This window comes from Variovorax sp. YR266 (assembly GCF_900107295.1).
Lineage (GTDB): Bacteria > Pseudomonadota > Gammaproteobacteria > Burkholderiales > Burkholderiaceae_C > Variovorax.
In genome coordinates this window covers 129360-143046 of the sequence record NZ_FNPM01000007.1, presented here as the reverse complement: position 1 = coordinate 143046, position 13687 = coordinate 129360, and the positions used below count along the sequence as shown (strand labels likewise).

Annotated in this window: 13 protein-coding genes; 6 read left to right on the top strand and 7 right to left on the bottom strand. The window is 65.9% G+C overall.

What is annotated here, in order from left to right; translation table 11 throughout:
• Positions 1 to 104 precede the first annotated feature (104 nt).
• The 3 genes from BLW48_RS19215 (at position 105) to BLW48_RS19205 (ending at position 6175) form a co-directional block, all read left to right on the top strand.
• Positions 105 to 3329: an efflux RND transporter permease subunit gene (locus BLW48_RS19215; RefSeq protein WP_093176970.1), complete on the top strand. Its 3225-nt coding sequence runs from the start codon at positions 105 to 107 to the stop codon at positions 3327 to 3329.
• Positions 3330 to 3422: 93 nt separating this feature from the next.
• On the top strand, positions 3423 to 4688 hold the full coding sequence (locus BLW48_RS19210; RefSeq protein ID WP_093176969.1) for an efflux RND transporter periplasmic adaptor subunit: 1266 nt from the start codon (positions 3423 to 3425) through the stop codon (positions 4686 to 4688).
• Entirely contained in the window at positions 4685 to 6175 is a 1491-nt protein-coding gene (locus tag BLW48_RS19205; RefSeq protein ID WP_256330830.1) for an efflux transporter outer membrane subunit, read from the top strand. The genes BLW48_RS19210 and BLW48_RS19205 overlap by 4 nt, the downstream gene beginning before the upstream one ends.
• A 24-nt stretch (positions 6176 to 6199) precedes the next feature.
• On the opposite strand, the gene BLW48_RS19200 is transcribed toward BLW48_RS19205, so the two are convergent.
• The 6 genes from BLW48_RS19200 to BLW48_RS19175 form a co-directional block, all read right to left on the bottom strand.
• Positions 6200 to 7123: a LysR family transcriptional regulator gene (locus BLW48_RS19200; RefSeq protein WP_093176966.1), complete on the bottom strand. Its 924-nt coding sequence runs from the start codon at positions 7121 to 7123 to the stop codon at positions 6200 to 6202.
• 28 nt (positions 7124 to 7151) lie between these two features.
• Complete coding sequence (locus BLW48_RS19195) at positions 7152 to 7511, bottom strand: hypothetical protein (RefSeq protein WP_093051487.1); 360 nt, start codon at positions 7509 to 7511, stop codon at positions 7152 to 7154.
• A 48-nt stretch (positions 7512 to 7559) separates the two neighbouring features.
• A complete protein-coding gene (locus BLW48_RS19190) occupies positions 7560 to 7955 on the bottom strand; it encodes a roadblock/LC7 domain-containing protein (protein WP_093051489.1) in 396 nt (131 codons plus the stop codon).
• On the bottom strand, positions 7952 to 8494 hold the full coding sequence (locus BLW48_RS19185) for a GTP-binding protein (protein ID WP_093077800.1): 543 nt from the start codon (positions 8492 to 8494) through the stop codon (positions 7952 to 7954). Before BLW48_RS19185 ends, BLW48_RS19190 begins: the two co-directional genes overlap by 4 nt.
• On the bottom strand, positions 8491 to 9165 hold the full coding sequence (locus tag BLW48_RS19180) for a hypothetical protein (protein ID WP_093177200.1): 675 nt from the start codon (positions 9163 to 9165) through the stop codon (positions 8491 to 8493). Before BLW48_RS19180 ends, BLW48_RS19185 begins: the two co-directional genes overlap by 4 nt.
• 429 nt (positions 9166 to 9594) lie before the next feature.
• Positions 9595 to 10527, bottom strand: a complete 933-nt coding sequence (locus BLW48_RS19175; protein ID WP_093176964.1) for a LysR family transcriptional regulator — start codon at positions 10525 to 10527, stop codon at positions 9595 to 9597.
• Positions 10528 to 10838: 311 nt separating this feature from the next.
• On the opposite strand from BLW48_RS19175, the gene BLW48_RS19170 reads away from it, so the two are divergent.
• Positions 10839 to 11393, top strand: coding sequence for a MarR family winged helix-turn-helix transcriptional regulator (locus tag BLW48_RS19170; protein WP_093051513.1), 555 nt, complete (start codon positions 10839 to 10841; stop codon positions 11391 to 11393).
• On the opposite strand, the gene BLW48_RS19165 is transcribed toward BLW48_RS19170, so the two are convergent.
• Entirely contained in the window at positions 11390 to 12484 is a 1095-nt protein-coding gene (locus tag BLW48_RS19165) for a PA0069 family radical SAM protein (RefSeq protein WP_093051516.1), read from the bottom strand. The two genes, BLW48_RS19170 and BLW48_RS19165, sit on opposite strands and share 4 nt — an antisense overlap.
• 120 nt (positions 12485 to 12604) lie before the next feature.
• Between BLW48_RS19165 and BLW48_RS19160 the strand changes: the two genes are divergently transcribed.
• Together BLW48_RS19160 and BLW48_RS19155 are read left to right on the top strand one after the other, a co-directional pair.
• Positions 12605 to 13198, top strand: coding sequence for a GbsR/MarR family transcriptional regulator (locus BLW48_RS19160; RefSeq protein WP_093176963.1), 594 nt, complete (start codon positions 12605 to 12607; stop codon positions 13196 to 13198).
• A gap of 60 nt (positions 13199 to 13258) precedes the next feature.
• Positions 13259 to 13681 carry a thiol-disulfide oxidoreductase DCC family protein gene (locus BLW48_RS19155; RefSeq protein ID WP_093176961.1) on the top strand — a complete coding sequence of 141 codons (423 nt, stop codon included), beginning with the start codon at positions 13259 to 13261 and terminating at the stop codon, positions 13679 to 13681.
• Positions 13682 to 13687: the final 6 nt, after the last annotated feature.

The following is a 13687-nucleotide window of genomic DNA, read 5'->3' as shown; positions in this document are numbered from 1 at the left end:
CCCTTTTGGTAAAGCGCCACACCCTATTTAACGGAGTCGGCAAACTTAAATCTACTTCCTTATGATGCAAAACCTTTTTCCGTCGGAAGCAGAGAGCCCCCTCCATGGTCCAGCTTGCGTTGCGTCGTCCGTACACCTTCATCGTCATGGCGATGCTGATCGTGCTGGCCACGCCCTTTGTCCTCGCACGCATGGCGACCGACATCTTCCCGGAAATCAACATACCGGTGGTCAGCGTCATCTGGAACTACACCGGCCTGCCGGCGCAGGAAATGGGGCAGCGCATCTCGGGGCAGGTGGAGCGCGGGCTGACCACCACGGTGAGCGACATCGAGCACATCGAATCGCAATCGCTGGCGGGCGTGTCGATCATCAAGGTGTTCTTCCAGCCCACGGCCAATATCGAGATGGCCATCTCGCAGGTGGTGGCTTCGATGCAGGCGCAGGTACGGCAGCTGCCGCCGGGCATCACGCCGCCGCTGGTCATCAAGTATTCGGCCTCCAGTGTGCCGGTGATCCAGCTGGCGCTGTCGAGCCCCACCCGCTCTGAAAACTCGCTGTTCGACTCCACCGTCAACCAGCTGCGCCCGCAACTCATCACGGTGCCGGGCGCGGCCATTCCCTTTCCCTACGGTGGCAAGAACCGGCTGATTTCGGTCGACCTCGACACCCAGGCGATGCAGGCGCGCGGCCTCTCGCCGGCCGACGTGGTGAACGCGGTGAACACGCAGAACCTGATTCTTCCGTCGGGCACGGCCAAGTTCGGTGCCACCGAATACAACGTGAAGATGAACGGCTCGCCCGACGCCATCGCAGGCCTGAACGACCTGCCGATCCGCACGGTGAACGGCGCCACCACCTACCTGCGCGACGTGGCCTACGTGCGCGACGGCTTCTCGCCGCAGACCAACGTGGTGCGCCAGGACGGCGTGCGCGGCGTGCTGCTGTCGGTGCTGAAGAACGGCGGCGCCTCCACGCTGGACATCGTCTCCAACATCCGCGCCATGCTGCCCATCGCCGCGCAGACGATGCCGGAAGACATCAAGATCACGCCGCTTTTCGACCAGTCGGTGTTCGTCAAGGCGGCCGTCAAGGGCGTAGTGTTCGAAGCCATCCTGGCCGCCGCGCTCACCGCCGCGATGGTGCTGCTGTTCCTGGGCAACTGGCGCAGCACGCTGATCATCGGGCTGACCATTCCGCTGTCGATCCTGGCGTCCATCCTGGTGCTGTACTCGCTGGGCGAAACGCTCAACCTCATGACGCTGGGCGGGCTGGCGCTCTCGGTGGGCATCCTGGTCGACCAGGCGATCGTGACCATCGAGAACATCGAGCGGCACCTGCACATGGGCACGCCGCTGAAAGAGGCCATCGAGGTCGGCGCGGGCGAAATCGGCTCGGCTGCCTTCGTCTCCACGCTGTGCATCTGCATCGTGTTCGTGCCGATGTTCTTCCTCTCGGGCGTGGCGCGCTTCCTGTTCGTGCCGCTGGCCGAAGCTGTGGTGTTCGCCATGCTGGCCTCCTACCTGCTCTCGCGCACGCTGGTGCCGACGCTGGTGATGCTGCTGATGGGCGGCTCGCACGGCGGCGGCCATGCCCCGGCGGAAGGCGCGAAGCAGAGTGCCCTGCAGCGCCTGTACCGCGCCTTCGACCGCCGCTTCGAACGCGTACGCCGCGCCTACACGCTGGTGCTGTCGGCGGTGCTGTCGAAGCGCGCCGGGTTCATCGGCCTGTTCCTCGGCTTCTGCCTGCTGTCTTGCCTGCTCTACCCCGCGCTGGGCCGCGACTTCTTCCCGACCGTCGATGCCGGCCAGATCCGCCTGCACCTGCGTGCGCCCACCGGCACGCGCATCGAGGAGACCGCTCGCCTCACCGACCAGGTGGAGGCCGCCATTCGCGAGCTGGTGCCGCAGGACCAGCTCGAAACCATCCTCGACAACCTGGGCGTGCCCAACAGCGGCATCAACCTGTCTTACAGCAATGCCGGCACCATCGGCACCTTCGACGGCGAGCTGCTGCTGTCGCTGAAAGAGGGCCACAAGCCGACCGAGCAGTTCGTGTCGCTCCTGCGGGCCGAACTGCCAAAGCGCTTTCCGGGCATCGAATTTTTCTTCCAGCCGGCGGACATCGTCACGCAGATCCTGAACTTCGGCCTGCCCGCGGCCATTGATGTGCAGTTCAGCGGCAACGACATGGCCGGCAATGCCCTGCGCGCGGCCGAACTGACCAAGGCGATCCGCCAGATTCCGGGCGCGGTCGACGCCCACGTGCACCAGCGGCTCGACGGCCCGGCGCTGAGCCTGCAGATGGACCGCACGCGGCTGCAGCAGTACGGGCTGACAGCCTCCAACGTGGGGCAGAACGTGCTCATCGCGCTGTCGGGCAGCTCGCAGACGGCACCGGCCTTCTGGCTGAACCCGGTGAACGGCGTGGTCTACAGCATCGCGGTGCAGACGCCGCAATACACCGTCGACTCGCTCGACTCGCTGCTGAACATTCCGGTTGGTGCGGGTGCAGGCGCAGCAACGGGGGGAACCGGCGCGCAGCAGCTGCTGGGCAACCTCGTGAGCACGCAGGCCGACCGCCAGCCGGCAGTGATGTCGCGCTACAACATCGCGCCGGTGATCGACGTGTACGTGAGCGTGCAGGGCACCGACCTGGCCAGCGCGGCGTCGAAGGTGCAGAAGCTGGTCGACGAGATGCGGCCCAAACTCTCGCGCGGCAGCCGGGTCGAGATCCGCGGGCAGGTGCAGACCATGCAGTCGTCGTTCATCGGCTTGGGCGTCGGCCTCGCGATGGCGATCGTGCTGGTGTACCTGCTTATCGTGGTCACCTTCCAGTCATGGCTGGACGCGGCCATCATCATCACCGCCCTGCCGGCCGCGCTGGCGGGCATTGCGTGGATGCTGTTCATCACCGGCACCACGCTGAGCGTGCCGGCGCTGACCGGCGCGATCATGACCATGGGCGTGGCCACGGCCAACTCCATTCTTCTGGTGTCGTTCGCGCGCGAGCGGCTGCAGGCGGGCATTCCGCCGCTGTCGACCGCGCTGGAAGCCGGCGCCACCCGTATCCGGCCAGTGCTGATGACGGCGCTGGCAATGATCATCGGCATGATCCCGATGGCGCTGGGCCTGGGCGAAGGCGCAGAGCAGAACGCGCCGCTGGGCCGCGCGGTGATCGGTGGCCTGATCTTTGCCACGGTGTCGACATTGTTTTTCGTACCCGCCGTGTTCGCGGGGGTGCACAGTCGGCTTGCGCACCGCCGGGCGGCACGTGAAGCCTCGCAGCCGCATCAACCGCCAGCGGGCGCAACGCCCCAGGAGAACTGAAACTTTGACCCCCACGCTCATTCACTTCGTGCATTCGCTGCCCCCCGAGGGGGCCGCAGCTCGCCTTGGGAGCGGCCCGGCGCCGAGCTGGTCATGACGGAGCAACGCCATTCGGCATTGGCCATCCACCCCATCGCCGTTGAAGAGGGCGAGGGTGAACTGCTGCGCCGCCGGCAGATCGTGCGGCGCACGCGCTGGCTGGTGCTGATCGTGCTGGTGCTGCTGGCGCTCGGTGCGGCGCGCACCGTGTTCGTGCGCATCGCCAATGCCCGAGCGCTCGAAGCGGGTACCAGCGAACGCGCCAGGCAGTACGTGCAGACCGCCCTGCCCCGCGTGCCCACCGCCGGCCAGACGCTGGCGCTGCCAGGCACGCTGCAGGGCTTCGTGCAGTCGCCCATTTCGGCGCGCGCCAGCGGCTACCTCAAGCGCTGGACCAAGGATATCGGTAGCCGCGTCGAAAAGGGCGAGCTGCTCGCCGAAATCGAGACGCCCGAAATCGACCAGCAGCTCTCACAGGCCGTGGCCGCGCGCGCGCAGGCCGCCTCGGGGCTGGAGCTGGCACGCAGCACCGCCGACCGCTGGGAAGCGCTGCGCAAGAAAGACGTGGTTTCGCAGCAAGACCTGGACGAGCGCCGCAGCGCCGTGGCGCAGGCCACCTCGAACGTGGCGGCGGCCGATGCCAACGTGCAGCGGCTCAAGCAGACCGAAGGCTTCAAGCGCGTGGTGGCGCCGTTCGCGGGCGTGATCACGCGGCGCAACGTCGACGTGGGCGACCTGATCGACGCGGGTGCGGGCGGCGGTGCCGGGCGCGCCCTTTTCCTGCTCGCGCAGACCGACCCGCTGCGCGTGTACATCAACGTGCCGCAAGCCTATGCGCAGCTCGTGAAGGCGGGCCAGCCGGTGGTCGTCACGCAGGCCGAACTGCGCGGCCAGAGCTTCAAGGGCCAGGTGGCGCGCACCGCAGGCTCCATCGACACGACCACGCGGATGATGCAGGTCGAGGTGTCGCTGCCCAACAAGGACGGCGCGCTGCTGCCGGGTGCCTACGTGCAGGTGTCGCTGCCGCTGGCCGCGAGCCGCACGCTCACCGTGCCGTCGAACGCGCTGCTGTTCCGCGCCGAGGGCACGCGCATCGCGGTGGTCGATGCGAAGGGCCGCGTCGGCCTGCGCGCCGTGACGCTGGGGCGCAACTACGGCGAGAACGTCGAAGTGATCGATGGGCTCGAAGGCACAGACCGCATGGTGCTGAACCCTTCGGACTCGCTGGCCGAAGGCGACATCGTGGCCGTCGCGCCCGAAGCGCCGCCGGCCGCCGCAAAGGCTGCCCCGCCCGTCATGCCGAAGAAGGAACCGGCGTGACATTGCGATCGCCAGCCGTTGCAGTGGCTGCTGCGGTGCTCGCGCTCGTCGCGGGCTGCGCGGTCGGCCCTGACTACAAGACACCCGACACGCCCCTGCCCGTCAGCTGGAAGCTCGAAGAGCCCTGGCGCTTGAGCACGCCCAGTGACAGCGCCGACAAGGGCCCTTGGTGGAAGCGCTTCGACGACGCCACGCTCGACACATTGCAGGCGCAGGCCCTGGCCGGCAGCCCGACGTTGGTCATCGCCAACGCGCGGCTGGCGCAGGCGCGCGCCGCGCTGGCGTCCAACGCGGCCAGCCAGTACCCGCAGCTGGGCCTCGGCACGCGCGCCTCGCGCCTGAAGATTTCCGCCAACCGGCCGCTGACGAACTACGCGACCGCCAACGCGTCGACGGTGCAGAACGACTTCACGGTTTCGCTGAACGCCAGCTATGAGCTCGACCTCGCAGGCCGCGTACAGCGCACCGTCGAGGGCGCCTCGGCCTCCGCCGAGCAATCGGCTGCCGACCTGGCCAACACGCGACTGCTGCTGAGCGCCGACGTGGCCAACAACTACTTCAACCTGCGCTCGACCGACATCGAGCTCGACGTGCTCTCGCGCTCCATTGGGCTGCAACGCCGGGCGCTGGAGCTGGTCACGGCGCGGCATGACCTGGGCGCGGTGTCGGGCCTCGACGTGGCGCAGCAGCAGGCGCTGCTCGAAACCACGCTGACGCAGGTCGACGTGCTGAAGAAGCAGCGCTCGCAGTACGAGCACGCGCTGGCCACGCTCACCGGCACGCCTGCGCCGAACTTCGCACTGCCGGTGGACCTGCGCGAGATCAAGCCGCCCGCGGTACCGCTGGGCGTGCCTTCGGAAATCCTGCAGCGTCGGCCCGACGTGGCCTCGGCCGAGCGCGCGATGGCCGCGGCCAATGCGCAGATCGGCGTGGCCACCGCGGCCTTCTATCCGAGCTTCATCATCTCGCCGACGGTGGGCGTGGACAGCCGCCTGATCGAGTCGCTGTTCAACGGGCCCAGCCTGCTGTGGTCGGTGGGCGTGTCGGCCACGCAGATGCTGTTCGACGGCGGGCGCGTGCGTGCCAACGTCGACTTCGCCAAGGCCGGCTACGACGCTACCGTGGGCAACTACCGCCGCACCGTGCTGACGGCGATGCAGGAAGTGGAAGACGGCATCACCGGCTTGTCGGCACTCGACAGCGCGACCACGCAGGCGCAGTCGGCCGTGACGGCGGCGCGGCGCGTGCTCGACATGGCGACCAGCCGTTATGAAGGCGGCGCCTCGACGTATCTCGACGTGATCACCGCGCAGCAGTCGCTGCTGACGGTCGAGCGCCAGGCCGCGCAATTGCAGGGGCAGCGGCTGCTGACCTCGGTGTTCCTGGTGAAGGCGCTGGGCGGCGACTGGTGCGGTGCCGACGCGACCGGTGCAACGCCCTCGTCCTGCCCCACCGCCGTCGCAGATCGTTCCGCCAAGGCGGGTTGAACGCGACAGGCGCAGGCGGCGACGCTAGGCAGCCAGCCTGGCTGCGGGCGCCCAATCCTGCTGGCTGAGCTTCTCCATCGCCATGTCGACGAACGTGGACACCGCCTGCGGAACGTACTGCCGGCTGGCGTAGATGACGCTCAGGCCGCGCCCTGCCCGCATGTACTGCGGCAGCACCGGCACCAGCCGGCCGGCCGCCACGTCGGACGCCGTCAGGATCGACGGCAGCGCGGCAATGCCCAGCCCTGCACACGCAGCCTTGAGCAGCACGCCCTGCACGTTGCTGATGAAGCGCCCCCTCACCCGCACGTCTTCTTCCACACCGTCGGGGCCTTGCAAGCGCCAGGTCGAGAGATTGCCGCTGTCCGGTGGCTGCGTCACGCAGTCGTGCTCGAGCAGCTCCTGCAGGCTGCCGGGTGTGCCCCGCGCCGCCAGGTAGGCGGGACTGGCAAGAAGGCCTCCGTAGCTTGCGAAGATCTTGCGGGCCACGAAGCTCGAGTCCTGCAGGGGCCCGCCGCGAAAGGCGACGTCGATGCGATCGCCGATGAGGTCGGCCACGACATCGTCGAGAACGAAGTCCAGCCGCACCCGTGGATGCGCGGCCAGGAAATCGGCAACCCATTCCATCTCGAAAAAATCGAAAAAACTGGCCGGCGCGGCCACGCGTACCAGGCCGCTCGGTTCCTGGCCGCCCTCGACCTGCAGCCGCCCGGCGCCTATCAACGCTTCGACCGCCGGGCCGCATCGTTCCTGGAAAGATTGGCCGGCATTGGTCAGCGCCAGTTTGCGGGTGGAGCGCTGCAACAGCCGGGTGCCCAGGTGCGCCTCGAGTTGCCGGATGCGCCGGCTCACCGTCGCCGACGGCACGCGCAGCTGCCGCGCGGCTTCCGCGAAGCTGCCGAGACGCGCCACTTGCACAAACATTGCGACTTCGTTCAGGTCGAGCACGGAGATTCTTTCTGCCTTTCTGCTGATCTCAGAAGTCCATCAGCTTGTCCACGTCCTGCGTCTTGCGGCGGGCCAGCGCGAGGTTGGCGCGCTGCTTGTCGAGCACGACGTAGAGAAAGACACCCTCCTTCGATGCCGAGGGGCGGATGATGTGGTACTGCTTGCCCAGGGTGATCAGGATGTCCTCGATCACGTCGCTCAGGCCCAGAGCCTGCATGGTCTTGAGCTTGGCGCGCACGACTTCCGTGTTGCCGGCGGCGGCAATCTCCATGTCCACGCCCGAACCCACGGCGCCGAGGATCATGCCGCTGCCCGAGTCGACAACGGCGGCGCACATGGCGCCGTCGATGGTGAGGATATCGTCGAGCGTTTGCTTAATGGATGCCAAGTTGTTCTCCTGTCGGATGGTTGAAAAGGTTGTTGTGGAAATCTGCTGTCATGCCTCGGCCAGGGTCTTGGCGAGTTGGGCGGCCTTGTAGGCCACCAGTGCCGGAACCGCGCTGTCGCGGGCGAGCACGCTGATGACGAGTTCGCCGTCGCGCCGGTGCACGCTGTGGAAAACCGCAAAGCCCGAATCCGTCAGGACCATCACGCTCTGGTGGCGGCCGAGGCGTGCCTCTTCGGCGACAACGCCGCTGATCGCCACGATGGAGCTGGCCATGGCAGCCATGCGGGCAGGATCGGCATCGCCGATGGTTGTGGACGCCACGTCGAAACCGTCCACGGTAGCCACTACGGCAGCCGTCACGCCGTTCAGTTCGTCGACCAGTTTCTGCACCTCGCGTTGCGCGTGCGCGGTTGCCGTCCTGGACAAGCCATGTCGAACACTCACTCTGTCTCTCCCTGCATGTCGGCTTCAAGTTGCATCAGCAGCGTGTCGATCAGCAGGATCACGTCGGCCCTGCTTCGCACGTCCACATCGAGAATCGGAAACACCCGGCCCGTGGACTCGAGTCGTTGCGCGTAGTCGTCGAGGGTCGGCACAGGGTGGCGGTGCATCCGCCCCACGCCGATCACGCAAGGCAAGGTCCGTAGGGCTTCGGCGAAGCCTTGCATGTACATGGACAGGTCGCCCAGCGGGTCGGGCCGGGAGTTGTCCATCAGGACGATCACGCCCAGCGCGTTCCTGACGAGGATCTTCCAGAGAAATTCGAAGCGGGCCTGCCCGGGCGTGCCGAACAGGCGAACGCGGTCCCCGTTGTCCAGCGTGAGCTGACCGAAGTCGAGGCCCACGGTGGTGCGCTCCTTGTCGATGGCCGCATCGGAGTTCGGCACCTCGGTCATGACCGGCGAGGTTTCGCTCACGCATCCGATCGCGGTCGTCTTGCCCGCGCCCACAGTGCCCGTGAGAAGGATCTTGTATTCCTTCATGACGCTCGCAGGCCCAGCCGGCGGCGAATGCCATCGAGGAGACTTCGCGCGAAGTCGCTGCGGATCGGCCTATCGGATTGCGGTGTGAACGACGGCGGCAGGGCCTGCTCGACATGCAGCTCCAGCACGCCGGCCGTTCGCAGCGCCTGCAGGAACGCGGCGCACTGGGTGAATGGAAGCTGGCTGATCTCGGCCAGCTCACTCGCATTCAGCGCGCGCCGCGCCAGCAGGCTCGCCATGCGGATGTTGTCGAGGTCGTTGCGCAACAGCGTGGCCGGTGGCCAGCGACGCAGCATGAAGCGGACCGCATCGGAAACCTCGACCTCCAGGGCGGTCTGCTCGTCCAGGGTCGGCCCCGCGGGTCGCGACTCGCGCAGTGCCTGCTCGGTGCTCTTGAGCCAGCGCTGCAGCTTGTCGGCACGTATCGGCCGCTCCAGCGCGTTGGGCTGTCCACCCGAATTCATGCGCGTGAGCCTGAGCACAGCCGCGGCCATGCCGACCACCGTGGGATATTCATGCTCCACGGCGGCGGCATCGACAAGCAGTGCGTCGTACGGCGGCGCGTTGACCAGTTGCCACGGAAAGGCAGCGTCGCTCGCGTACAGCCGGACGATCGTCTGGATCACCACGACTTCGGCGACCGGCAACTTGTAGACGCCGAGCCTCAGCATGGCCACGTGACGCGATGCCCGAGTCGTTCGAATCCCGGTTGTTTCGCTGCGCTCAAAGACCGTGTGTGCATCCGCTGTCCATCCTTGCAACAAAGAAAATCCGTTCACCTCCAGATCGGAGGAACGACGAAGACGAATGAATTGGGCTGCACCGAAAGACTCGTCCAATTCGAGGCGATCCCGAGATACGCTCCCAACGGAGCGGAAATGGATCAGCAATACGCCGCTCTATCGAGAGATGGCGTGTGACAATTGTTTACGAACTTTGGTACTCTCCGCTAGCACCCGGAATGAAATTCAGCCGCTCAGTTTTCGAGGCAATCCTGATGGCAGTCAATGCAATGCGCACCGAATTGGTGCATCCACACCCAATATGGCTCACCCGGCGCCCGCAATTGGGCGAATCGCGAAATGCGATTCACCAATGAATTACGAGATGTCAATTAATGCGGGGGACGACGGTGTCCACTCCTGCAGGCTGAGCTTTTCCACGGCCATGTCGACGAACGCCGAGACTGCCAGCGGCCGCTGCTGGCGGCTGGGGTAGACGACGCTCAAGCCGCGGCCCGCCCGCATGTATTGCGGCAGCACTGGCACCAGCCGGCCGGCGGCCACCTCCGCCGCCGTCAGGATCGACGGCAGTGCGACGATGCCAAGCCCGGCGCAAGCGGCCTCGCGCAGCGCCACTTGCATGTTGCTGGTGAAGGCCCCTCTCACCCGCACTTCTTCCTCCACGTCGTCAGGACCCTGGAGGCGCCAGATGGCGAGATTTCCGGTCTCTGGCGGCTGTGTCACGCACGCGTGCCTGCTCAATTCCTCCAGATCGGCGGGCGCACCATGCGCCGCCAGATAGGCAGGACTGGCAAGAAGCCCCCCGTAGCTTGCAAAGATCCTGCGGGCAATGTAGCTGGAGTCCGGCAGGGATCCGATGCGAAACGCGACGTCGATGCGGTCGGCAATGAGGTCGGCCGTGATATCGCTGAGAACAAAGTCGATTTGCACCAGGGGGTGCGCAGCGAGAAAGGCCGACACCCATTCCATTTCGAAGTATTCGAAGAAGCTGGCCGAGGCGGCCACCCGGATCACGCCGCTCGGCTCCTGGCTATCCGCGACGTGCGATTGACCGGCTTCGATCAGTTCCTCGACCGCCGGGCCGCATCGCTCATGGAAGGTCTGGCCCGCGCTCGTCAGCGTCAGCTTGCGGGTGGAGCGCTGCATCAGCCGGGTGCCCAGGCGCGCCTCGAGCTGCTGGATGCGCCGGCTCACCGTTGCCGATGGCATGCGCAGCTGTCGCGCGGCCTCGGCAAAGCTGCCGAGGCGCGCAACTTGCACGAACATTGCGACTTCGTTCAGGTCGAGCACGGATATTCTTTCTGTGAATGGCGGAAATACAATTCGCTCGCGGCGTTCGGATTTTTCAATTTCTCAATTGCTATCGATCGATAACTGAATTGCAATCACACGGTGCCATTCGGCACAGGCACGATTACATCGACACTGAGCAGAAGCTGACCAATTGACCTTGACGAGTGTTCAAAAAAACCTGCATATCAATACTTACTCCGGCACTATTTATCCTTTGTTGCTTTGTTATAAACAGGCAGTCAATAGTTAATCTAATCAATCACTTGCCGCCAAAGCGGCTTGGCCACAGTTCTTCATTTCCGACTCGCATGCAAGCTTTTCCCAATGCAGATGCCTTGCGCGATCCGCGCTCCCTGGACGACCTGCTCCTGTACCGGCTGTCGCGCGCGGTGCGTGCCTGCAGCGGCATGGCAACCCGCCTGGTCGAGGGCGGCTTCGGCATCACGCATCGCGAGTGGGGAATGATCGGCATGCTCGCGCAGATCGGCGAGATCACCTCCTCCGCATTTGCCGAGCGCCTGCAACTGGACCGTGTGCGCACCTCGCGCGGCCTGCGCAGCCTCAGCGAGAAGAAACTGGTGGAGCGGCGCCAGGATGCGCAGGACGGCCGCGAAGTACATGTGCGCCTGAGCTCCACCGGCCGCGAGCTCTGCGACGCGCTGTTTCCGCGGGTCGCCCGCCTCAACATGGATCTTCTCGACGGCATCGACGCGGAGCACCTCGACATCTTTCTCGAGTGCCTGCACCGGCTCGAATTGCGCGGCAGGGAACTGAGCGCGCTGGGCGTGGTCCCGGAAAAAGCCGACCGCCGCTCGGGCGGCACGCGCCATCGGTGGCCTGAGTGCGCGCCTGAGTACGGCTAGAACAAGTTGCCCTGCCCCGCAGCCCCAGGCGGCCGGAACGCGGTGACATCCAGCGGAATGCGCTCGCGGTTGTAGCCGAGGCGGTTCGTGGCCTTCTCGAAGCGCTGGTGGATCAGGTCGGCCCACAGGCCCGAGCCCTTCATGCGCGTGGCGAAGTCGGCGTCGTAGTCTTTGCCGCCGCGCATCTCGTGGATGCGCGCCATGATGCGGTCGGCGCGCTGCGGGTAGTGCAGCATCAGCCATTCCTTGAAGAGCGGCGCCACCTCCCACGGCAGCCGCACCACCGTGTAGAAGGCGCTGCGCGCGCCGGCCTCCCACGCGGCTTCGAGCACCTGCTCCATGTCTTCGGTGACGAAGGGAATCTGCGGCGCCACGCTCACGCCGACCGGCACGCCGGCATCGGTCAGCGTGCGGATGGTGCGCAGCCGGCGATGCGGCGCGGCGGCGCGCGGCTCCAGCTTGCGGGCGAGTTCGCCGTCGAGCGTGGTCACGGTCACGTACACGGCCACCAGGTGGTCGGCCGCCATGGGCGCGATCAAGTCGAGGTCGCGCTCGATGGCGCTCGACTTGGTGACCAGCGCGAACGGATGCCGCGTTTCCTGCAGCAACTCGATGATCGAACGCGTGAGCCGCAGATCGCGCTCGATGGGCTGGTAGCAGTCGGTGGCAGTGCCGATGGCGATGTAGCTGGGTTTGTAACTCTTACGCCCGAGCTCGGTGCGCAGCACCTCGACGATGTTGCGCTTGGCGATGAGCTTGGTCTCGAAGTCGAGGCCGGGAGAGAGATTCAGGTAGCTGTGCGTGGGCCGGGCGAAGCAGTAGATGCAGCCATGTTCGCAACCGCGGTACGGATTGAGCGATCGGTCGAAGTAGATGTCGGGCGAGTCGTTCCCGTTGAGCACCGACTTCACGTCCTCGAAGCGCACCTCGGTGGCAATGGGCTGGAGCTCATCGGCCTCGGCCACGCCTTCTTCGAGCGTGCCCCAGCCGTCGTCGAAGGCGTTGCGCTCGTCCTTCGAGAAGCGATGCGCGATATGCGTGGCCGCGCCGCGGCCCTTGATGGCGTGAATGGGGATCCGGGCAGCTGGCATGGCAACTCCTTCGAGGCTGGATTTACTGTTTATTCATACAGTATTCCACCGATTCACCGTTGTCGCCAGTTTTTCAATTTCTCTATTGACAGAAATTTCATAAATCCTAAACTCGACGCCATGGAACTCACCGACATTCAACGCAAGTTCGTCCTGCACTGGGGCGAAATGGGCTCCATGTGGGGCGTCAACCGCACCGTCTCGCAGATCCACGCCCTGCTCTTCGCGCATGGCAAGCCGATGAACGCCGAGGAGCTGAGCGACACGCTCGGCGTCGCCCGCTCCAACATCAGCAACAGCCTGAAGGAGCTGCAGGCCTGGAATCTCGTGCGCGTAACCCACACGCTGGGCGACCGGCGCGACTATTTCGAGACCAGCGTCGACGTGTGGGAGCTGTTCCGCACCGTCGTGCGCGAACGCAAGGAACGCGAATTCGACCCCACCGTGCGCGTGCTGCGCGAGCTGGTCTCCAGCCCCGACTTCCAGAAGGAACCGGCCGATGCACAGGACCGCATCCGCTCCACCATGGAACTCATGGACAAGCTCGCCACCTGGGCCGACGAAATGCTGCGGCTGTCGCCCGGCACGCTTGACAAGGTGATGACGCTGGGCGCGAGCGTGCAGAGGTTCGTGCGTGGCGATATCGCTGCGTCCAGCAAGGGCGGCAAGGACGAAGACCCGGACGCGCACCATGCCAGCCTGCCGATGATCTGAGGCCCCTTTTTTTGCCTTTCAGTTTCTGTTTTGACAGAAATATCGAGAACCAAAAGCAACATGAGCCACACCGCCCTTCCTGCCTACCCGCTCACGATCTACTTCGACGCAAGCTGCGCGATCTGCTCGGCCGAAATGGGCAGCCTCAAGGCGCGCGATGCGGGGGGCCGGCTGCAACTGGTCGACTGCTCGCCGCTGGCGTTCAGCAGCGGCCCGGCTCCGCGCGACGCGCTGATGGCGGCCATCCATGTGTCGGACGCCGAAGGCCGGGTGTTCGTCGGCGTGCCCGCGATCCGCATCTGCCGCACAGCTGTCGGCTTGTCGAGCGGCAGCTTCCTGCTCGACCTGCCGATCGTCGCGCCGCTGGCCGACCGCGCCTATGCACTGCTGGCCCGCAACCGCTACCGCATTCCGCGCTGGCTGGCCGCAAGGCTGGCCGGGCGTGTCGCGCCTTCCTGCGACGACGGCAACTGCCGCCTCTGAGAACCA